The following is a 19,001-nucleotide window of genomic DNA, read 5'->3' on the forward strand; positions in this document are numbered from 1 at the left end:
ATGCACGTGCAGCACGGCCGGATTCGATGTCGCACCGCTCCTTCGACACCGCAACGTCCTCTCGCGACAGTGGTTCCGCACCCCGACAGAAAGACATCCATGCAGCAGCCTGAGAACGGCGTCCCCACCACCCAGTTGCCCCCGCTGAGGTGGGAGAAGAGCCGCCGCAGCAACCCCAGCGGCAACTGCGTCGAGTTGGCCGAACTGCCCGGTGGGGCCGGCATCGCCGTGCGCAACTCGCGCCATCCCGAGGGGCCCGCCCTGATCTACACGGTGGACGAGATAACGGCCTTCGTCCTCGGTGCCCGCGACGGCGACTTCGACCATCTGATCGGCTGACGCCCGACGGTCCCGCCCACGGGACCGTATCCGTCCGGAGGATGTTCACCTCACCGTCGGTTCATGGCATGCTTACTCGTCGGTCGGGCGGGGGCCAGGGACCGTGATCGGGTACAGGGGCATGCGTGGAGGGGCGGGGCACGTGACGATGGTTGCCGCCGAGGGGGGACCGGCCACCGGCCCCACGGTGTTGCGGATGCTGCTCGGCGCGCAGTTGCGTCGGCTGCGGGAGGCCAAGGGTGTCACGCGGGAGGGCGCAGGCTGGGAGATCCGCTCCTCGGAGTCGAAGATCAGCCGGATGGAGCTGGGCCGGGTCGGCTTCAAGGAGCGCGACGTCGCCGACCTGCTCACCCTCTACGGGGTGACCGACGTGCAGGAACGCGAGGCGCTGCTCAAGCTGGCCCGCGACGCCAACAGTCCCGGCTGGTGGCACCGCTACGGCGACGTGCTGCCCGGCTGGTTCCAGTCCTACCTGGGCCTGGAGGCCGCCGCCGCGCTGATCCGCAGCTACGAGGTGCAGTTCGTGCCCGGCCTGCTCCAGACCCCGGAGTACGCCCGGTCGGTGGTCCTGCTCGGACACCGGGGCGCCGCCGTCGAGGAGGTCGACCGGCGGGTCGAGTTGCGCATCCAGCGCCAGCAGGTGCTGGACCGGGCCGACCCGCCGCAATTGTGGGCGGTGATCGACGAGGCCGCCCTGCGCCGGCCGATCGGCGGCCCGCAGGTGATGCACGGGCAGTTGACCGCGCTGATCGAGGCGACCCGCTCGTCGCACGTCCGACTGCAGATCATCCCGTTCGACGCCGGTGGCCACGCCGCCGCCGGCGGGGCCTTCACCATCCTGCGCTTCGGCGACGACGACCTGCCCGACATCGTCTACATCGAGCAGTTGACCAGCGCCCTCTACCTCGACAAGCGGGAGGACCTGGACTACTACGCCGCCGCGATGGAGCGGCTCTGCGTCGAGGCCACCCCGCCGGAGCAGACCCCCGAGGTGCTCACCCGACTGCGTGACGAGCTGTACCCGCAGTGACGGCCGCACCGGGTCGTCGGCTCCACCAGGGCGGCCACTACGATGATCGACCGGAGACAGTGGACGGACGCCATCGACGACCGGATGGCGCGGAGTCATGGAGGACCCTGTGACCGCCGATGCCCCGACGGGCGCCGCCCCGCACCCCAGCGACCGGATCGACACCTCGGTCGCCCACCCGGCCCGCCGCTACAACTACTGGCTGGGTGGCAAGGACAACTTCCAGGCCGACCGGGACTCCGGCGACGCGATGGCGGCGGCCTTCCCGACCGTGCGTACCGCCGCCCTGGAGAACCGCCGGTTCCTGCGACGCGCGGTCGCCTACCTGGCCGGCGAGGCCGGCGTACGGCAGTTCCTGGACATCGGCACCGGCATCCCCACGGCCGACAACACCCACGACGTGGCCCAGGCGATCACCCCGCAGGCCCGGGTGGTCTACGTCGACAACGACCCGATCGTGCTGGCCCACGCCCGGGCGCTGCTGACCAGCTCGGCCCAGGGCGCCACCGCCTACATCGACGCCGACCTGCGTGAACCCGAGAAGATCCTGTACCACCCGGAACTGCGCCGCACCCTCGACCTGGACCAGCCGGTCGCCCTGATGCTGGTGGCCATCCTGCACTTCGTGACGGAGACCGAGGACCCGTACGGGGTGGTCGGCCGGTTGCTCGCGGCGCTGCCGCCGGGTAGCTACCTGGCCGCGTCACACGCCACCTACGACTACCTGCCGCCCGCCGTGGCCGAGGAGGCCCGGGCGGGCAACCGCAACGGCACCCCACCGGGGATGATCAACCTGCGCAGCCGGGACGAGTTCGCCCGCTTCTTCGACGGCCTCGACCTCGTCGACCCCGGCGTCGTCTCGGTGGCGCAGTGGCGGGCCGAGGCCGAACCGCAGCCCCGGCCCACGGTCGACGAGGTCAGCGTGTACGGCGCGGTCGGCCGCAAGCCCTGAGGCGGAGCCCGGCCGTCCGTGCGCGGCCGGGCACCCGTGCGTGCGCTCAGGCCGGCTCGACCCGGTCCCCGACGGCCACCCGGCCGCCCCGCACCACCACCGCGTACGCCCCGACGCAGGGCTGCGGCCCCAGGCCCGGCAGCGGGACCACCCGGTTGCGTCGCGCCGGCCGGCGCAACGCCTGCGGGGCACGGGGGAGCGGGCCGTGGGCCAGGGTGGGCACCGCACAGCGGGGGGTCGGCGCGAGCACCCGCAGCAGCACCTCCGCGCCGATCCGCAGTTCCCGACCCACCCAGTCGTTCTCCACGAAACCCCGGGCGTCGGTCGCGACGACCAGATTGGGCCGGTAGCGCGGCACCGCGTCCCGGGGCAGGTCGAGCGCGTCCAGGCTGGCCGTGGTGACCAGGTGCACCGGCGCGAAGTCGACCAGGCTGCCCGGCGGGGCGACGCCACCGAGCGGGTTGCCGGTCACCGGCACGTCCGCGTCGATCCCGTCGGCCAGCACCGCGTCCGGGTCGGCCCGGTCCAGCAGGGCGTCGGCGGGCACCGCGTCGGTCAGCGTGACGTCCCGGCCGAGCAGCCGGGACAGTGCGGCGTCCAGGCCGGCGTCGGGATGGTCGAGGACGGTGCCGTCGGGGAGGGTGAGGCGTACCCGGTCGGGGGCGTCGCCGGTGGCGCGGACGCCGAGCAGGGCCGCCCACCGTCGGGGCCGCTTCGCGCTGCCCACCCGACCGGTGTCGTGGTCGAGCACGGCGAGCCGGCGGTCCCCGGCCACGCCCCGACCGTCCACCGTGGCGTGCTGCAGCGCCTCGCCCAGCATCGACTTGACCGGATACCGCCACAGTTCGGTCAGTCGTCCGGGCACCGGCCCAGCGTACCGGTGGCTGTCGCCGCTGCGCGTGGTCGATTCGTCGTCCGGCTCGTAACTTTGTCGGATGATCCCACGCTCCCTGGCGCTCAGCCCCCGTACGGTCGTCTCCGCCGAGCCTCCCTCGGACGGGCCGGTGGGGTTCGTCACCGGTCTGGTGGAGCGGCTCGGCGGGCCCGGCGCGGGGCTGGCGGTGGCGCTGGAGAACCTCTTCCCGCCGATCCCCAGCGAGGTGATCCTGCCGCTGGCCGGCTTCGCCGCCGCCCAGGGGCGGATCAGCCTGGTCTCGGCGATCCTCTGGACGACCCTCGGGTCCGTGGTCGGCGCGTGGGTGCTCTACGGCATCGGCGCGGCGCTGGGGCGGGACCGGATGCGGGCGATCGCGGCCCGTCTGCCGCTGGTGAAGCTGAGCGACGTGGACCGTACCGAGGCGTGGTTCCTCAAGCACGGCGTCAAGGCGGTGTTCTTCGGCCGGATGATCCCCATCTTCCGCAGCCTGATCTCCATCCCGGCGGGGGTGGAGCGGATGCCGATCACGACGTTCCTGCTCTACACCACGCTGGGCAGCCTGATCTGGAACACCACCTTCGTGATGGCGGGGTTCCTGCTCGGCGACAACTGGCACGTCGTCGAGGAGTACGTCGGGTCGTTCCAGAAGGTCGTCATCGTGGTCTGCGTCGCCGCCGCCGGCTGGTTCGTGCTGAGCCGGGTCCGCCGGGCGCGTGCCGCCCGCGCCGCCGCCCCGGCCACCGACGCCTGGTCCGCCGACGCCCGCCCGGCCGCCGACGCCGCACCCGCAGGTGACGTCGCGCGGCAGCCGGACGTCGCCGACGGCACGCCCTACCGGGGGACCGTCTACCGGGGCGGACTCTGGGGACGCGACACCGACTGACCCGTCGCGGCGGCCGGGTGGCGGGCCGGGCACACCGACCTGGCGAACGGCCCTGCGCCGAACACCCGGGACCCGCCGGCCGTCCCCGCCCGACGGTGCCCCGGGGCCGGCGCGCGGTCCCGGGCCGGCCGGAATGATCCGTTGCGGCGGCCGGACCGTACTGCTGTGCGGGGACCGGGACAGGGGAGGCACGATGGCGGAGCCGGGGCAGGAGCACCGTCCGACGACGGAGGAACGGCGACCGGTCTTCGAGCCGGTGATCGAGGTGACCGGGGAACCGGTCGAGGCGGCGGGGGAACCGGCGTACCGCTCACCCTGGCCCCGCGGCGCGCGGCTGCTGGCCGCCGCCGCGGTGCTGGTGGTCGCGCTCGGTGCGGTCGCGGTGGTGGTGACCATGGCGAACCCCGAGCGGCTGGGGATCGTCTCCTCCGGCGACCGCGCCGCGCCCCCGGCGCGGGCGACCGCCGATCCCGGCGGCGCGGGTGCCGCCGAGGCCGCCGAGCGGACCCTGACCGCGCCTGTCGACGGGCTGCGCCGGGCCACCTTCGAGCTGCTGGACGGGGTGACCTCGTTCCGACTGCGCACCGCCGACCTCGGCGCCGACCTGTACCGGATCAGCAGCCCGGCCGACGCCGGACTCACCCCCCGGCCCCAGGTCGCAGGCGACCGGGTTCAGCTGCGGGTGACCCGCCGGGACCGGCCCGGCCGGGGCGTCGTCGACGTGACGCTCAACGCGCGGCTGACCTGGCGGCTGCGGCTGGTCGGCGGGGTCAGCGACCACGTTCTCGACCTCACCGGCGCGCGGGTGTCCGGGGTGGAGCTGATCGGCGGCGCGGCCCGGATCGACCTGCGGCTGCCGCCGACCACCGGCACCCGCACGGTCCGGATGACCGGCGGGGTCAACCAGTTCGTCGTCCACGCGCCCGGCGGACCCCCGGTCCGGGTCCGCGCCACCTCCGGCGCGGGCAGCGTCGTCTGGTACGGCGACCGGCGCGACGGGTTGGCCCGGGGGGCGACGGTCGGCTCGCCGAACTGGGACCGGTCACCCGACCGGCTCTACCTCGACCTGGTCGCCGGGGCGAACACCGTCACCGTCGTCGAGGACTGAACCGTCCGGGGCCGGACCGGTGGCGGGCCGGCCGGCATAGAGTCGGGTGGTGGACCGTACCGAATCGTTGCCGGCGCAGACCCGACCACCCGGCGTCGCCGCCGAGGACCCGGGCAGTGTGCTGCTGCCCGGCCACGACGTGCCACTGGGCCGGTACACCACCGTGCGCCGGCTGCTGCCGCAGCGGGCCCGCCGGATGGTCGGGGCGTGGTGCTTCGTCGACCATTTCGGCCCGGACGACGTGGCGCGGCGTCCCGGCATGGAGGTGCCCCCGCACCCGCACACCGGCCTGCAGACGGTGACCTGGCTGCTCGACGGCGAGATCGTGCACCGGGACAGCCTCGGCAACGTCCAGCCGATCCGCCCCGGCCAGCTCAACGTGATGACCTCCGGGCACGGCATCGCCCACTCCGAGCGGTCCCCGGCCAACCATCCACCGCTGATGCACGGTGTGCAGCTGTGGGTGGCGCTGCCCGACCCGGCGCGCGCCGGTGCCGCCGGCTTCGCCCACCACGCCGACCTGCCCCGCTGGCGCTCCGGCGACTGGGAGCACACCCTGCTCGTCGGGGAGCTGGCGGGCGAGGCGTCCCCGGCGGTGGTGCACACCCCCCTGCTCGGCGTGCAACTGGCGGCGCACGGCCCCGCCCCGGCGACGGCGCGACTGCGACCCCGCTTCGAGTACGCCCTACTGGCGATGTCCGGTCGGGCCCGGGTGGACGGTGTGTCGCTGGAGCCCGGCGCGCTGCTCTACCTCGGCACCGGGCGGGACGGATTGGAGCTGACCGCCGAGCCGGGCAGCCGGCTGATGCTGCTCGGCGGCGAGCCGTTCGACGAGCCCCTGGTCATGTGGTGGAACTTCGTCGGCCGCTCGCACGAGGAGGTGGCCGCCGCCCGGGCGGACTGGATGGCCGGCCGGGACCGGTTCGGGCGGGTCACCGACGACCCGGCCCCGCCGCTGCCCGCCCCGGAACTGCCGACCGTCCGGTTGAAGGCCCGCGACCGCCGGGGTGACCTGCACGGGTGACCCGGCCCGTGGTGTGCTCGCCCACAGTCTCGCCAAAATCAGCCGTACGGGTGATGGCGTGACCTATGCTGATCGTGGCAGCGATGCCCACCCGGTTCGGGTGGCCACCCGGCGGTTCGCCGGTGAACAGGCACGCGTGCGCCCCAGGTCGCGGTTCGTGACCCGGGGCGCCCGCCTGTCCGGGGTCAGATGCTCCGCAGGTGCTGGGCGACCCGCTGGTGCTGCTTCTCCCTCGCCTGCTGTGCCCGCCGGGCGGGGTCGATCTCCGGGGCGGGGTCGATCCGGGCCGAGCGGGCCACCTCCGCGTCGTTGGCGTAGTCCACCGGCGGCAGCGCCCGCAACGCCCGCAGCACGTCCGGCGGTGCGCCCTCCCGTTCGGCCTGGCGCACCACGGCGTCCTTCGCCGCCGGGTAGTCCAGGCTGGACAGGTACCGCAGGACTTCGGTCCGACTGGCCATCGGTGGGCCTCCTCGCCGCCTTGATCCGGTCACGATCGGCGGCGGTTACCCGTCCGGCGGCCGGTCACGCGCAGCCGGCGGGGAAAAGCGGGGCGGGTGGCGCCGTTTCCGGCGCGGCCCGGCGGGTAACCGGGCCGCCTCATGTCGAAGGGAGCCCCGCATGAACTACGACACCTTCGTCGACCAGGTGGCCCGGCGGGTCCGTACCGACCCCGAGCGGGCGGTGGTGCTGGTCCACGCGACGCTGGCGACCCTCGCCGAACGGTTGACCGGCGGTGAGGTGCTCGACCTGGCGACGCAGCTGCCCGCGCCGTTGCGGCTGGCGCTGCGGCCCGGCCCCGGCACGGAGGCGGCCGAGCAGTTCGGCGCGGCCGAGTTCGTCGCCCGGGTGGCGCGGCGGGCCGAGCTGGACGAGCCGGCCGCCCGGGACGTGGTGCGGGTGGTCTTCGGCGTCGTCCACGAGGCGGTCAGCGGTGGCGAGTTCGACGGTCTGGTGACCCGGCTGCCGCGCGACTACCGCGACCTGGTGGAGCCCGCGCTCGCCCCCGGCACGGCCGCCGGGCGCCGGGCCTGACCCACCGGCCGGCACGGGGCACGGCGGGTCGGGGCACCCAGCCGTTGACCAGGGCAACCATGCCCGGAACGAGAGTCGCCCTGACTTGGCGAGTCGTCCGGACCTGGCCTAACCTGGTCCGCACGAGGGGAGTACTTCCCACGAACCATTCCGGTCAGTACGGCGGGCTCCGGGCTCGCCTCGGGTGGTTGCCCACGACGAACGTGGGTGAAGGAGACCTCGAACATGGCACGGTGTTCGAGGAGGCTCCATGACCGATCTGTCGTACTTTGCTGCCGGTGGGTTGTCGTCGGTCGGCACCCCCACCCTGTGGGCGGTGACCATCGTCGGCGTGCTCGCCCTGCTGGTGCTCGACTTCCTGGTCACCCGACGCCCGCACGAGGTGTCGATCCGGGAGGCGCTGGGCTGGTCGGCGTTCTACATCGCGCTGCCGTTGGCCTTCGGCGGCTGGGTCTGGTACCGCTTCGGCTCCCAGCAGGGCGTCGAGTACCTGACCGGCTACCTGGTCGAGAAGTCGCTGTCGGTCGACAACCTCTTCGTGTTCATGCTGCTGCTGGCCGCCTTCGCGGTGCCCGCCGTGCTCGCCCAGCGGGTGCTGCTCTACGGCATCGCCGGCGCGCTGGTGCTGCGGGCGGTCTTCATCGCCCTCGGCGCGGCGGCGTTGCAGACCCTCGACTTCGCCTTCCTGATCTTCGCCGTCATCCTCATCGCCACCGCCGTCAAGCTGCTGCGCGACGCCCTCTCCGGGCACGAGCAGGAGGTGGACATCAACAAGATGCGGTCGGTGCGGCTGCTGCGCCGGTTCATGCCGGTGGTCGAGGAGTACCACGGCACCCGGATGACGATCCGGCAGCACGGCCGACGGGCACTCACCCCGTTCGCCCTGGTGGTGGTCGCGGTGCTCGCCACCGACATCGTCTTCGCGGTCGACTCGGTGCCCGCCGTCTACGGCATCACCGAGGACCCCTACCTCGTCTTCGCCACCAACGCCTTCGCCCTGCTCGGGCTGCGGGCGCTCTACTTCGTGCTGCACGCCGCGCTGAGCCGCCTGGTGCACCTCAGCTACGGCCTGGCGATCATCCTGGCCTTCATCGGCGTCAAGCTCGGCCTGCACTGGGCGCACGGCATCTGGTCGGGCGTGCCGGAGATCCCCACGCTGGCCTCGCTCGGGGTCATCATCGGCGTCCTGGTCGTGGTCACCCTCACCAGCCTGCGGGCGACCCGCGACCGGGAACCCGGCGACGCCGAGGTGGTCGTCGACAAGCACTGACCGTGCGCGACCGGCGGCGGCCCGCGACGGGGCCGCCGCCGGTCGCGGCCCGGTCCGCCGGAACCCTCCCGCCCACGCCCGCCGCGGTGGTAGGACTGACGGGTGGGAATCGTGTCACCGGGCTTCCAGGGCCGCCGTCGAACGACCGACCCGGCCCTGCCGCCGGGGCAGTACCTGACCGAGGACTTCCCGGTGCTGTCCGCCGGGCCGACCCCCCGGGTCCCGCTGGACCGGTGGGAGTTCGTGCTCAGCACCGAGACCGGCGACGAGGTCCGCTGGTCCTGGGCGGAGCTGATGGACCTGCCCCAGGAAACCCCCACGGTCGACATCCACTGCGTCACCCGGTGGTCGAAGTTCGGCACCAGCTGGCAGGGCGTCTCGCTGGACGTGCTGCTCGACGGCGTGGACACCGCTGCCGACTACGCCCAGGCCCACTCGTACGGCGGCTACACCACCAACCTGCCGCTGGACGACCTGCGCGACGGGCAGGCCTGGGTGGTGCACGGATACGACGGCGAACCGCTGCCCGCCGAGCACGGCGGCCCGGCCCGGCTGCTGGTGCCGCACCTCTATTTCTGGAAGTCCGCCAAGTGGGTACGCGGGCTGCGGCTGACCGTCGAGGACGAACCCGGTTTCTGGGAGACCGCCGGCTACCACGACTACGGTGACCCGTGGCGCGAGCAGCGCTACCAGGGCGACTGAGGTGACCGCGGCCGGTGGTCGGCTGGCGCGGCCGCTGGACTGGCGGGTGGCCCGCCTGGCGCAGCGCCGTGTCGAGACGCCCACCGCACAGACCCTCGTGCTGTCGGTGCCCGGCTGGCCGGGGCACCTGCCGGGGCAGCACGTCGACGTCCGGCTCACCGCCCCCGACGGCTACCAGGCGGCCCGCTCGTACTCGCTCGCCGCCCCGGCCGACGGCGACCGGATCGCGCTGACCGTGCAGCGGGTGCCCGACGGCGAGGTGTCGCCGTACCTCACCGACACCTGGGCCGAGGGCGACCCGGTGGAGGTGCGCGGCCCGGTCGGCGGCTGGTTCGTCTGGCGACCCGAGCAGACCGCGCCGGTGCTGCTGGTCGCCGGCGGCTCCGGGGTGGTGCCGCTGATGGCGATGGTGCGGGCCCGCCGGGCCGCCGGCAACCGCGCGCCGTTCCGGCTGATCTACTCGGTCCGTACCCCGGCGGACGTGATCTACGCCGACGAGCTGCGCACCCGCGCCCGCGACGACCTCGGCCTGGACGTCACCCACGTCTACACCCGCGAGGCCCCCGACGGCTGGCGGGGCGAGCCGCACCGGATCGGCCTGGCCGACGTGAACACCCACGGCTGGCCGGCCGACCTCGAACCGCTCTGTTACGTCTGCGGCCCGACCGGCTTCGTGGAGACCGTCGCGGACCTGCTGGTGGGGCTGGGCCACCCGACCCGGCGGGTCCGCACCGAACGGTTCGGGCCCACCGGCTGACCGGCGAGGAGAACCGATGACCGAGATGTCCTACCTGGACGGCAACATGCTCGACGGGCCGCTGCGCGAGCTGCTGGCCGTGGACCTGAGCGCGGCGACCGGGCGGTGCGCGTCCTGCGGCATGGTCGGCCCGATGGCCGGCCTGCGCGTCTACGCCCACGCCCCCGGGCTGGTGGGTCGCTGCCCGGCCTGCGCCGAGGTGATGCTCCGGCTGGTCCGGGCCCCCGACCGGGCGTGGCTGGACCTGCGCGGCGCCACCTACCTCCAGGTGCCGATGCCGCCGGCCGGGCCGCCGTCCCTGCGCTGATCTGATCAGTGCGGTGCGGCGGCGACCGACGCCCGGCGCACCAGCGGGCACGGCAGGGCGACGTGCCGGGCCACCCGACGGCGGGCGCCCTTGGGCCGGTCGAGCAGCTCCACCATGGTCTCGACCGCCCACGTGCCCATCCCGTGGTGCGGCAACGCCACGCTGGTCAGGGCGGGGAACAGCCCGTCGGCGATGACCTCCTGGTTGGCGCAGCCGACCACCGAGAGGTCCTGCGGGACCCGCAGGCCGAGTTCGGTCGCCGCCCGGTAGACGCCCATCGCCATCGCGTCGGTGAAACAGAACAGCGCCGTCGGCCGGTCGGCCGAGCCGAGCAGGGCGCGCGCCGCGCGGTGCCCACCGGCGGGATCGCCGACGTCGGCACGCACCAGCTCCGGCCGGTACGGCACCCCGGCCGCCCACAGCGCCTCCCGGTAGCCGAGCAGCCGACCCCGGGCGGCGGGGACGTCGTCGGCGGTGGTGACGAAACCGATCCGCCGGTGCCCGTGGGCGAGCAGCTCCCGTACCGCTGTGGCGGCACCGCCACGCTCGTCCGGCACCACGGAGGGGAGCGTGGCGTCGGCACTGCGGGCGTTGAGCAGCACCACCGGCATCGGGCGCAGCTCGTCGGGGACGTGCACCACCCGGTGGTCGGTGGTCGCGTAGAGCACGCCGTCGACCCGGTGCCGCGCCAGGGCCCGGATCTCCCGCCGTTCCGCCTCGGGGTCACGGCCGGTGGTGAGCAGGAGCACCCATCCGCGCGCCGACGCGGTCTCCTGCGCGCCCAGGACGAGCCGCCCGGCCTGGCCGGTGGCGGCGACGACGTCACCGAGCAACCCCAGGGCGTACGACCGTTGCAGCCGCAGCCCGCGGGCCAGCCCGTTCGCCGCGTAGCCGAGCTGACGGGCCACCGTCTCGACCCGTTCCCGGGTCTGGGCGCTGACCCGGGTGCCGGACTTGTTGTTCAACACGTGGGACACGGTGGTCACCGAGACACCCGCGGCGGCGGCGACGTCCCGGATGCTTGCCTTCGGACCCATCGGTTCACCTTCGTGTCGCTCGTGTCTCGGCCGTCGGGCACGACGGTCCGACAACGCTAGCCGACCGTATCCACCGCTGGAGATCACGAAGGGTCCCGCGCACGGGATGGTCGCCCGGCGGTGCCGACGGGTCGCCGGACGGCGGTCCGGATCACCCACCAGGCACCGCCCGCCGGTCGGCCCGGCGGGCGGTGCCGCCCGGCTCAGATCCGGGAGGTGAAGGCGACCAGCACCTGGTTCGGCGCGGGAGTGCCGGTGTTGTCGAAGCAGATCACGTCCACCGGGGCGTCCACCGCGTACGACCACGGCTGGGTCAGGTTGCAGTAGTTCGGCCCGGTGCCCTGCGCGGTGACCTGGGCGTGCGTCTCCTTCTGCCCGAGCTGCTTGAAGGTGACCAGGTAGCGGCCGACCGGCGCGAGCGGCGCGATGGTGTTGACGCCCACCCCGAGCTGGGAGTTGTCGTTGGTGGGACCGCCCGCCGCGCTGGCCAGGTGACCGAAGAACTTCGGCGGGGCCAGCGACCCGACCACCGAGCGTCCCCGGTGGTAGGAGAGGGTGAAGTCGGTGTTCACCGGCGCACCGGCCTGGTCGAAGCAGAACACGTAGACCAGCACGTCGGTGCCGGAGGCGCCCCAGCGGGCGACGGTGCACCGGCGCTGACCGGCGTTCGGCTGGATCGCGGTGGCCTGCACGTTGCCGGCCAGCACCCCGGCCAGCCCGACCCCGGGCAGCTTCACCGACCACTGCCCGACCCCCAGCGGGGCCAGCGCGGCGGGGGCCCCGGTGGACACGTACGACTGGACCAGACCGCTGACCCCGCCCTGGACGTAGGCGTGTGCGGTGCCGGCCGGCAGCACCCCGGAGCTGGCGGTCCACAGCACGGTGAACCGGCTGTCGTCGCGGGTGCCGCCGGGGGCGAAGCACTGCACGTCGACGATCTCGTCGGTGCCCGACTGGAACCAGCGCACCACGGTGCAGTAGTGCCCGGCCCGGTCGACCGGGGTCACGTGCGGCACCCCGCGCGTACCGGCCCCGATCTGCGGGAAGCGCACCTGGAACCGGCCCGGGGCCACTTTGACGCCGGTGGCCCAGGCGGCCGGGAAGGCGGTCTTCCAGGTCCCCCACTGCCGGGTGGTGTCCAGCACGGTCCAGCTGGTGACGCTGGGGTTGTCGACGTAGGCGAAGCCCCAACGGTCCGCGGTGGCCGCCGCGGCGGGTGCGGTCGGCGCGAGCCCCACGGCCGCCAGCAGGGCGGCCAGCGCGACGGCGACGACACGGCGAACTCTCATCTGTCCCTCCGATTGGTGGTGGTCGAACAGAAACTCAGCGTGAGCGGAGGGCGCGCCTAAAGCAACGGTGTCGTCTACCCGGTGTGACTACAGTCGGGAGCCCGTCACTGATGTATCAAACGGCCCGCTGCGCCCTCGTCCGCCGCCCCGCTCCGGCCCGGCGGTGCCGGGGCGACCCGACACGTTTGTCGTGCTGACCGCCGGGAAGGGAGCGGACATGACGAAACCTCGTGTGGTGATCGTGGGCGCCGGTTTCGCCGGTTACCACGCGGCGAAGACGTTGCGTCGGCTGGCCGGCGGACGGGCCGAGATCGTGCTGCTGAACTCGACCGACTACTTCCTCTACCTGCCGCTGTTGCCCGAGGTGGCCGCCGGGGTGGTCGAACCCACCCGCATCTCGGTCCCGCTGACCGGCACGCTGCCCGGCGTCCGGGTGGTCGTCGGCGAGGCCGACCGGGTCGACCTGCGCCACCGCTGGGTCGGTTTCACCAACCCGGAGGGGGAGCGGGGCCAGCTCGCATACGACCGGCTGGTGCTCTGCGTCGGCAGCGTCAACAAACTGCTGCCCATCCCCGGCGTGACCGAGTACGCCCACGGTTTCCGGGGCCTGCCCGAGGCGGTCTACCTGCACGACCACGTGGTCCGCCAGATCGAGCTGGCCGAGCAGGCGCAGGACCCGGCCGAGCAGCAGGCCCGGGCCACCTTCGTCGTGGTGGGCGCGGGCTACACCGGCACCGAGGTCGCCGCGCACGGGCAACTGTTCACCGACGCGCTGCACGCCCAACGCCCCCGGTTGACCGTCCGGCCCCGGTGGATGCTCCTGGACGTCGCCGCCCGGGTGCTGCCGGAGCTGGACGAGCGGATGTCGGCCACCGCCGACCGGGTGCTGCGCCGCCGGGGGGTCGACGTGCGGATGGGCACCTCGGTCGCCGAGGCCACCGCCGACGGGGTGCACCTCACCGACGGCGAGTACGTCCCGACCTGCACGCTGGCCTGGTGCGTCGGGGTACGCCCCGACCCGTTCGTGGCCGAGTTGGGCCTGCGTACCGAGAAGGGCCGGCTGGTGGTAGACGAGTACCTCAACGTCCCCGGCTTCCCCGAGGTGTACGCCTGCGGCGACGCCGCCGCCGTGCCGGACCTGACCCGCCCCGGGCAGCTCTGCACGATGACCGCCCAGCACGCGCAACGGCAGGGCAAGCTCGCGGCGCACAACATCGCCGCCTCCTACGGGCACGGCAGGCGTCGTCCGTACCGGCACCACGACCTGGGCTGGGTGGTCGACCTGGGGGGAAGGGACGCGGCGGCGAACCCGCTGAAGCTGTCGCTGTCGGGGCTGGCCGCCAAGGCGGTCACCCGGGGCTACCACCTGCTGGCGATGCCCGGCAACCGGGCGCGGGTGAGCGCCGACTGGGTGCTCGACGCCGCGCTGCCCCGCCCGGCGACGCAGCTCGGTCTGGTTCCGGCCCACGCCGTGCCGTTGGAGAGTTCGTCACCCGAGGTGCCGGTGCACACCCGCTGAACCGGTGGCAGGGGACACGGGCGGGCGCCGGTGACGACCTGCGTCCCGGCTTCACCCGGACCTGCCCCCGGCTTCACTCCCGCGGGGTGAGGGGTGCTCACCCGCGCGGGACGGACCATCGGGACGACCGGAGGTCTTCCGAGGAACGCGGAAGGGTAGGTCGTCATGAAGAGGATCGTGGAGATCGTCCCGGCCCGTCCCGGCTGGTACTCCCGCTGGCAGGTCGGCCCCGAGGTGACCAGGTGCTACCCGGTGAGCCTCTGGGCCCTGGTGGAGGAGGCCGACGGATCGGGCCGTGAGGTGGTGGGCATGGACTGCGCCGGGCAGTGGCCCGGCGCGGAGGACAACGAGTCGGGCGGGGGATTCGTCCGGTACCTGTTCCAACTGCCGGATTCGGGTCCTCCGGCGGACGCCGAACCCCCGTCGTCCGCCGCGCCCCGGTCGACCGGGCCACGCCGGCAGCCCGCCGTCGAGACGCAGGGGACCGTCGTCAGCGTCTGACGGCGCGAACCCCCGCCCGGGCCCTCCTCCCGGCCCCCGGCCCCTGGTCCCAGGGTCGGGGGTCACCCCGATCGGATGCCTCAGCCCACCTCGCGGACGTCGTCGTCGGCCCCGGCCGCCGGCTGTTCCTCCACCGCCAGCAACTCGGCCAGGCCGGTGCGGTCGAGCAACTGCTGGAGCCGGGTGCTGACCCCGGTCAACCGGACCGGACCGGCCCCGCCCTGGCTGAGCACCACGAACGCGCTCAGCCCCGACGAGTCGCACAGACCGACCCCGCCCAGGTCGACGATCAGCGTGCGGTGGCCGTCCGCGCGGACCCCGGCCGCCGCCTCGATCAGCTCCGGGGCGGTGTCGAAGTCGAGGTCGCCGGTGAGCCGCAGCCGGGCGGTGCCGGCGTCGAGCCGGGTCACCTCGATGGTCAACAGCTGCGGGCGCATGCCCCCATGTTCCCAGCAACAGATGATCGGGAAACGTCGGGGTTCGGCCGACCCGGTGACCGGGTTCAGGCGGCCGGGTTCAGGCGGACCTGGCTGGGCGCTGCGGCGCGGGGGTGGACCGCTGCGGCAACTGACGGGCCAGCAGGCCGGTGACCCCGGTCATGTCGAGGATGGTGGTCAGGAAGCGGGGTACGGCCCGCAGCCGGACCAGCGTCCCGACCCGTTGCCCCTCCCGCCAGGCGTGCACGATGACCGACAGGCCGGTGCTGTCGATGAAGGTCAGCCCGGAGAAGTCGAAGACGACCACCGCAGGGCGCTCCGCCAGCAGCCGGTCGACCTCCACCCGCACCGGGCGGGAGGTGGCGTAGGCCAGCTCACCGCCGACCGACAGGATCGGCGCCGAAGGGTCGGAGTGGTCCACCGACAGGGTCAACGGGGCGGTCTCGGTCTTCCTTCCAGGGGGCACCACAGCACGCCTTTCCGCAGGGCCGACGGTCGGGCCGGACTACGCCGGATCGTAACAACCCGCCGGTGGGCCCGCAGGGGTGCGCAACCGCACGCAGGACGCCGTGCGGTGGCGGTGCCCGCGTTCCGGCGTAGGCTGAGCGGAACAGATTGGAACATACGGCCTACATCCGGGATGTGCCGGATGGCGACAAGGGAGTGGGGCTCAGCTGGTGGGTGCTGCCGACGTCAGGGGCTTCGACCCGGGCGACGGACGGATCTCCACGCCGAGTGCCGGTCGGGCTGCGGCGCGGTCCGTCGGCGCGCCTCCCGGCCTGCCGCCGTTGGCCCCCGACCGGGCCGGCCCCGATCCCGCCCGACCCGACCCGGACCGGGTCGACCCGGCCTGGTCCGAGGTCCTCGAACACTTCCGGGAGGGCCTGGTCGTCTGCGACGCCGACGGCGTGGTCCGGCACGTCAGCCCGGTGGCCGAGCGGCTGCTGCCCGAGGTGTCGCCCGGCCGTCCCCTGGCCGCCGCCGGTCTCGCCGTGCTGACCGGGGCCGCCGTCGAGCCCGACGGGTTCGGTCATCACGGCCGGCGACTGCGCATCCGCCGGGTGCCGCTGTCCGGCTCCCGCAGCTGTCTGTACGTCGAGGACGTCACCGACAGCGTCTCCCGGGCCGACGCCCTGCTCGCCGAGCGGGCCCGGTCGGCCTTCCTCGCCGTGGTCGGCGAGAAGCTGGGCAACCCGCTGCACCCGGACCGGGCCGCCGCCGCCGTGGTCCGGCTCACCGTGCCCACCCTGGCCGAGGTGGCGGTGCTGGTGCTCGCCCCCCGCTCCGGGCGGGCCCGGTGGTGGCGGGCGACCCGGGTCGACGACGAGTCACCCACGGTGGACAGCGGCGTGCTGCCCGCCGCCGCGCTGCCTCCGGCCATCGTCGAGGGGCTGTCCGGGGTGGAGCCGCACGCGGTGGACTGGCTGGTCGACCAGGCGGTCGAGGCCGGCTGGCTGCCGGGGTTGAACGCCCGCGAGGTGACCGCCCGGGTGGTCCCGCTGCCCGGCCGGGACGCCCCGGCGGGTGTGCTCCTGGTCGCCCGGCGGACCCGCTGGTACGACGACGCCGACGTGGACCTCGTCCGGGCCTTCGCCGCCCGGGCCGGCGCGGCGCTCACCACCGCGGTCCTCTACCGCAACCAGGCCGAGGTGGCCGACACCCTCCAGGCCAGCCTGGTGCCGGTGGAACCGGCAGGTGTGGCGGGGGTGCAGTGGGGCACGGCGTACCGGCCCTCCCAGGCGAGCCTGCGCATCGGTGGCGACTTCTACGGCGCGCACCGGCTGGCCGACGGCGGTGCGGTGTTCTTCCTCGGCGACGTCTCCGGCAAGGGGGTGGAGGCGGCGGTCTTCACCGGCCAGCTCCGCCAGTGCCTCCAGGCGCTCTACCGGGTCGAGTCCCGGCCCGGCCGGCTGCTGAAGCTGCTCAACGACGCCCTGCTGGAGACCACCCAGGCGCACGGGCAGGGCCGTTTCGCCACCATGGTGCTCGGGGTGGTGCGCCCGCACCGCGACGGTGGCCTGTCGCTGACCCTGGCCGGTGGCGGGCACCTGCCGCCGCTGGTGCTGCGCGACGGCGGCGAGGTGGAGACGGTGCCGCTGAGCGGGATGCTGATCGGTGTGGTGCCCGACCCGCGCATCGGCGAGGTCACCGTCCGGCTGGCCGTCGGGGAGACCTGCCTGCTCTACAGCGACGGGGTGACCGAGGCCCGGGGCGGCCGGCGCGGCGACGAGCAGTTCGGGCAGGACCGGCTGGTCCACGCCGTCACCGGCTGCCACCGGATGCCCGCCCCGGCGCTCGCCGAGCGGGTCGAGCAGGTCACCTGCGACTGGCTGGCGCACGGCGACCACGACGACATCGCGGTGCTCGCCCTGCGGGCCACCGGACCCGGTGGCCGCCCCCGGCGGCACCTGCACTCCGTGCCGGCCGTGCCGGACCCGGCCGAGGAGAGGACGTCCCGATCATGACCGCCCCGGCCGACACGTACCGGGCCTTCGGTGACTTCCTCGCCTGCCTGGAGGAGGCCGACGAGTACGGCGCGATCGAGGTGGTCACCGGGCTGCTCGACGCCGGCGTCCCGGCGGAACGGGTGCTGCTCGACCTGGTCGCCCCGGCCCAGTCCGAGGTCGGCGAGCGGTGGGCCCGCAACGAGTGGAGCGTGGCGCAGGAGCACGCCGCGACGCACATCAGCGAACGGGCGGTGGCGGCGGTCGCCGGGTACGCCGACCCCCGGCCGACCCGGGGACGGATCGTGGTGGCCTGCATGGACGGTGAGTGGCACGCCCTGCCACCCCGACTGGTCGCCGAGGTGCTGCGGCTGCGCGGCTGGCAGGTGACGTTCCTGGGCGCCAGCGTGCCGGCCGCACACCTCGTGTCGTACCTGCACCGGCACGACGCGCACGCGGTCGCGTTGGCCTGCGCGCTGCCGATGCGGTTGCCGCAGGCGCACCGGATGGTCGAGGCGTGCCGGCGTTCGGACGTGCCAGTGGTCGTCGGCGGGCGTGGGTTCGGCGTGGACGGCCGGTGGGCGCGGCGGCTCGGGGTCGCCTGGGCCCCGGACGCCCCGGGCGCGGCCGACCTGGTCGCCGACGAGCGGGCGCTGCGCCGGGTGCCCCCGGCGGACCTGTCCCACCTCGCCGACGACGAGTACGCCAGCCTGGTGAAGCGACGCGGCGAGCTGATCGACTCGGCGGTGGCGGACCTGCGGGCCCGGGTGCCGTCGGTGGCGGATTACACCTCGGCGCAGTGGGACGCCACCACCGCGGACCTGGGGTACACGGTGGACTTCCTGGCCGCCGCCGTCTACGTCGACGACGCGGAGCTGTTCACCGATTTCGTGACGTGGCTGGTGGCGATCCTGACCAGCCGGGGGGTGCCGGCCGGGGCGGTCGCCGCCACCCTGGGCCACTACGGGCGCGTCCTGCGGGACTTCCCCCGGGCGGGGCGGTTCCTGGCGCTCGGCGCGGCGGCGACCGTCGCGTCCGGCGGGGTGCGGCACTGACGCGCCGCGCGGGCCACCGGGGGAGCGCTGCGTATACTTGCTGCACTGCAAGGGTCTGCCTGTGGTGGGAGCGAGAGGGACGACGTTGACCTTCAGCGTGACGCATGCCGGGCGGGACGGTGGCGGCGTGTGTCTGCGACTCACGGGCGAGTTGGACCTCAGCTCGGCCGGGGCACTCAACACCGAGATCGACCGGCTCGCCGCGGGTGGCGAGCGGCACCTGCTGCTCGACCTCACCGGGCTGACCTTCTGCGACTCCACCGGCATCGCGGCGTTCGTCCGTGGGGACAACCTCGCCGCCGCGCAGGGTGGCTGGCTGCGGCTGTACGGGGCGACCGGCCGGGTGGACCGGGTCCTGCAGATCACCGGCCTGGCCGACGTGCTGCGCTATCAGCCCGACACCGCCGACCCGCGGTCGCCGTCGGCCCGGTGATGGGC

General features: G+C 74.2%; 22 protein-coding genes. 16 read left to right on the plus strand and 6 right to left on the minus strand.

Annotated features, from left to right (window positions below):
• The first annotated feature begins 99 nt into the window (after positions 1 to 99).
• The 3 genes from ACN268_RS03380 (at position 100) to ACN268_RS03390 (ending at position 2,321) form a co-directional block, all read left to right on the plus strand.
• Entirely contained in the window at positions 100 to 339 is a 240-nt protein-coding gene (locus ACN268_RS03380; protein WP_088645293.1) for a DUF397 domain-containing protein, read from the plus strand.
• 148 nt (positions 340 to 487) lie between these two features.
• Positions 488 to 1,369 (plus strand): helix-turn-helix domain-containing protein, encoded by an 882-nt coding sequence (locus ACN268_RS03385; RefSeq protein WP_377684638.1) that lies wholly within the window; start codon positions 488 to 490, stop codon positions 1,367 to 1,369.
• Positions 1,370 to 1,466: 97 nt separating this feature from the next.
• The gene (locus ACN268_RS03390; protein WP_421481669.1) at positions 1,467 to 2,321 is read left to right on the plus strand and encodes an SAM-dependent methyltransferase; all 855 of its coding nucleotides are present in this window, start codon (positions 1,467 to 1,469) and stop codon (positions 2,319 to 2,321) included.
• A 46-nt stretch (positions 2,322 to 2,367) separates the two neighbouring features.
• Here the strand turns inward: ACN268_RS03390 and ACN268_RS03395 are convergent, their stop codons facing one another.
• Positions 2,368 to 3,186, minus strand: coding sequence for an MOSC domain-containing protein (locus tag ACN268_RS03395; RefSeq protein WP_421481670.1), 819 nt, complete (start codon positions 3,184 to 3,186; stop codon positions 2,368 to 2,370).
• 70 nt (positions 3,187 to 3,256) lie between these two features.
• Between ACN268_RS03395 and ACN268_RS03400 the strand changes: the two genes are divergently transcribed.
• The 3 genes from ACN268_RS03400 (at position 3,257) to ACN268_RS03410 (ending at position 6,213) form a co-directional block, all read left to right on the plus strand.
• Positions 3,257 to 4,081 (plus strand): DedA family protein, encoded by an 825-nt coding sequence (locus ACN268_RS03400; protein WP_421481671.1) that lies wholly within the window; start codon positions 3,257 to 3,259, stop codon positions 4,079 to 4,081.
• A 193-nt stretch (positions 4,082 to 4,274) separates the two neighbouring features.
• On the plus strand, positions 4,275 to 5,189 hold the full coding sequence (locus ACN268_RS03405) for a hypothetical protein (protein WP_421481672.1): 915 nt from the start codon (positions 4,275 to 4,277) through the stop codon (positions 5,187 to 5,189).
• Between the two features lie 49 nt (positions 5,190 to 5,238).
• Complete coding sequence (locus ACN268_RS03410) at positions 5,239 to 6,213, plus strand: pirin family protein (RefSeq protein ID WP_421481673.1); 975 nt, start codon at positions 5,239 to 5,241, stop codon at positions 6,211 to 6,213.
• Between the two features lie 185 nt (positions 6,214 to 6,398).
• On the opposite strand, the gene ACN268_RS03415 is transcribed toward ACN268_RS03410, so the two are convergent.
• On the minus strand, positions 6,399 to 6,671 hold the full coding sequence (locus tag ACN268_RS03415; RefSeq protein WP_421481674.1) for a DUF2795 domain-containing protein: 273 nt from the start codon (positions 6,669 to 6,671) through the stop codon (positions 6,399 to 6,401).
• Positions 6,672 to 6,831: 160 nt separating this feature from the next.
• Between ACN268_RS03415 and ACN268_RS03420 the strand changes: the two genes are divergently transcribed.
• From ACN268_RS03420 to ACN268_RS03440, 5 genes are all read left to right on the plus strand, one after another.
• Positions 6,832 to 7,245, plus strand: a complete 414-nt coding sequence (locus ACN268_RS03420; protein ID WP_421481675.1) for a DUF2267 domain-containing protein — start codon at positions 6,832 to 6,834, stop codon at positions 7,243 to 7,245.
• Between the two features lie 250 nt (positions 7,246 to 7,495).
• Positions 7,496 to 8,515 carry a TerC/Alx family metal homeostasis membrane protein gene (locus ACN268_RS03425; protein WP_421481676.1) on the plus strand — a complete coding sequence of 340 codons (1,020 nt, stop codon included), beginning with the start codon at positions 7,496 to 7,498 and terminating at the stop codon, positions 8,513 to 8,515.
• Positions 8,516 to 8,617: 102 nt separating this feature from the next.
• Positions 8,618 to 9,217 (plus strand): sulfite oxidase-like oxidoreductase, encoded by a 600-nt coding sequence (locus ACN268_RS03430; protein WP_421481677.1) that lies wholly within the window; start codon positions 8,618 to 8,620, stop codon positions 9,215 to 9,217.
• Between the two features lies 1 nt (position 9,218).
• Positions 9,219 to 9,974, plus strand: a complete 756-nt coding sequence (locus ACN268_RS03435; protein ID WP_421481678.1) for a ferredoxin reductase — start codon at positions 9,219 to 9,221, stop codon at positions 9,972 to 9,974.
• A 16-nt stretch (positions 9,975 to 9,990) separates the two neighbouring features.
• Positions 9,991 to 10,281 carry a DUF6510 family protein gene (locus ACN268_RS03440; RefSeq protein WP_421481679.1) on the plus strand — a complete coding sequence of 97 codons (291 nt, stop codon included), beginning with the start codon at positions 9,991 to 9,993 and terminating at the stop codon, positions 10,279 to 10,281.
• Positions 10,282 to 10,286: 5 nt separating this feature from the next.
• Here ACN268_RS03440 and ACN268_RS03445 read toward each other — a convergent pair whose 3' ends face one another.
• Positions 10,287 to 11,318: a LacI family DNA-binding transcriptional regulator gene (locus ACN268_RS03445; RefSeq protein ID WP_421481680.1), complete on the minus strand. Its 1,032-nt coding sequence runs from the start codon at positions 11,316 to 11,318 to the stop codon at positions 10,287 to 10,289.
• Positions 11,319 to 11,521: 203 nt separating this feature from the next.
• Positions 11,522 to 12,607: a hypothetical protein gene (locus ACN268_RS03450; RefSeq protein WP_421481681.1), complete on the minus strand. Its 1,086-nt coding sequence runs from the start codon at positions 12,605 to 12,607 to the stop codon at positions 11,522 to 11,524.
• Between the two features lie 217 nt (positions 12,608 to 12,824).
• Between ACN268_RS03450 and ACN268_RS03455 the strand changes: the two genes are divergently transcribed.
• Positions 12,825 to 14,126 carry an NAD(P)/FAD-dependent oxidoreductase gene (locus tag ACN268_RS03455; RefSeq protein WP_421481682.1) on the plus strand — a complete coding sequence of 434 codons (1,302 nt, stop codon included), beginning with the start codon at positions 12,825 to 12,827 and terminating at the stop codon, positions 14,124 to 14,126.
• 165 nt (positions 14,127 to 14,291) lie between these two features.
• Entirely contained in the window at positions 14,292 to 14,627 is a 336-nt protein-coding gene (locus tag ACN268_RS03460) for a hypothetical protein (RefSeq protein WP_421481683.1), read from the plus strand.
• 80 nt (positions 14,628 to 14,707) lie between these two features.
• Here the strand turns inward: ACN268_RS03460 and ACN268_RS03465 are convergent, their stop codons facing one another.
• A complete protein-coding gene (locus ACN268_RS03465; RefSeq protein ID WP_421481684.1) occupies positions 14,708 to 15,064 on the minus strand; it encodes an STAS domain-containing protein in 357 nt (118 codons plus the stop codon).
• A gap of 79 nt (positions 15,065 to 15,143) precedes the next feature.
• Positions 15,144 to 15,530 carry an STAS domain-containing protein gene (locus tag ACN268_RS03470; RefSeq protein WP_421481685.1) on the minus strand — a complete coding sequence of 129 codons (387 nt, stop codon included), beginning with the start codon at positions 15,528 to 15,530 and terminating at the stop codon, positions 15,144 to 15,146.
• 211 nt (positions 15,531 to 15,741) lie between these two features.
• Here ACN268_RS03470 and ACN268_RS03475 point away from each other — a divergent pair, with 211 nt between their 5' ends.
• The 3 genes from ACN268_RS03475 to ACN268_RS03485 all read left to right on the plus strand — a co-directional run bounded on the left by ACN268_RS03475 (position 15,742) and on the right by ACN268_RS03485 (position 18,996).
• Complete coding sequence (locus ACN268_RS03475; protein WP_421481686.1) at positions 15,742 to 17,529, plus strand: SpoIIE family protein phosphatase; 1,788 nt, start codon at positions 15,742 to 15,744, stop codon at positions 17,527 to 17,529.
• A complete protein-coding gene (locus ACN268_RS03480) occupies positions 17,526 to 18,563 on the plus strand; it encodes a cobalamin B12-binding domain-containing protein (protein WP_421481687.1) in 1,038 nt (345 codons plus the stop codon). The genes ACN268_RS03475 and ACN268_RS03480 overlap by 4 nt, the downstream gene beginning before the upstream one ends.
• A 127-nt stretch (positions 18,564 to 18,690) precedes the next feature.
• The gene (locus tag ACN268_RS03485; RefSeq protein ID WP_421481688.1) at positions 18,691 to 18,996 is read left to right on the plus strand and encodes an STAS domain-containing protein; all 306 of its coding nucleotides are present in this window, start codon (positions 18,691 to 18,693) and stop codon (positions 18,994 to 18,996) included.
• The last annotated feature ends 5 nt before the right edge of the window (positions 18,997 to 19,001 follow it).

The sequence above is a fragment of the Micromonospora sp. WMMD735 genome, assembly GCF_049178995.1.
Taxonomy (GTDB): Bacteria; Actinomycetota; Actinomycetes; order Mycobacteriales; family Micromonosporaceae; genus Micromonospora; species Micromonospora wenchangensis.

Coding starts and splice junctions, on each gene's coding strand:
- ACN268_RS03380 (WP_088645293.1), top strand. CDS start 100: ATGCAGCAGCCTGAGAACGGCGTCCCCACCACCCAGTTGCCCCCGCTG.
- ACN268_RS03385 (WP_377684638.1), top strand. CDS start 488: ATGGTTGCCGCCGAGGGGGGACCGGCCACCGGCCCCACGGTGTTGCGG.
- ACN268_RS03390 (WP_421481669.1), top strand. CDS start 1,467: ATGGAGGACCCTGTGACCGCCGATGCCCCGACGGGCGCCGCCCCGCAC.
- ACN268_RS03400 (WP_421481671.1), top strand. CDS start 3,257: ATGATCCCACGCTCCCTGGCGCTCAGCCCCCGTACGGTCGTCTCCGCC.
- ACN268_RS03405 (WP_421481672.1), top strand. CDS start 4,275: ATGGCGGAGCCGGGGCAGGAGCACCGTCCGACGACGGAGGAACGGCGA.
- ACN268_RS03415 (WP_421481674.1), bottom strand. CDS start 6,671: ATGGCCAGTCGGACCGAAGTCCTGCGGTACCTGTCCAGCCTGGACTAC.
- ACN268_RS03420 (WP_421481675.1), top strand. CDS start 6,832: ATGAACTACGACACCTTCGTCGACCAGGTGGCCCGGCGGGTCCGTACC.
- ACN268_RS03425 (WP_421481676.1), top strand. CDS start 7,496: ATGACCGATCTGTCGTACTTTGCTGCCGGTGGGTTGTCGTCGGTCGGC.
- ACN268_RS03440 (WP_421481679.1), top strand. CDS start 9,991: ATGACCGAGATGTCCTACCTGGACGGCAACATGCTCGACGGGCCGCTG.
- ACN268_RS03445 (WP_421481680.1), bottom strand. CDS start 11,318: ATGGGTCCGAAGGCAAGCATCCGGGACGTCGCCGCCGCCGCGGGTGTC.
- ACN268_RS03450 (WP_421481681.1), bottom strand. CDS start 12,607: ATGAGAGTTCGCCGTGTCGTCGCCGTCGCGCTGGCCGCCCTGCTGGCG.
- ACN268_RS03455 (WP_421481682.1), top strand. CDS start 12,825: ATGACGAAACCTCGTGTGGTGATCGTGGGCGCCGGTTTCGCCGGTTAC.
- ACN268_RS03460 (WP_421481683.1), top strand. CDS start 14,292: ATGAAGAGGATCGTGGAGATCGTCCCGGCCCGTCCCGGCTGGTACTCC.
- ACN268_RS03465 (WP_421481684.1), bottom strand. CDS start 15,064: ATGCGCCCGCAGCTGTTGACCATCGAGGTGACCCGGCTCGACGCCGGC.
- ACN268_RS03480 (WP_421481687.1), top strand. CDS start 17,526: ATGACCGCCCCGGCCGACACGTACCGGGCCTTCGGTGACTTCCTCGCC.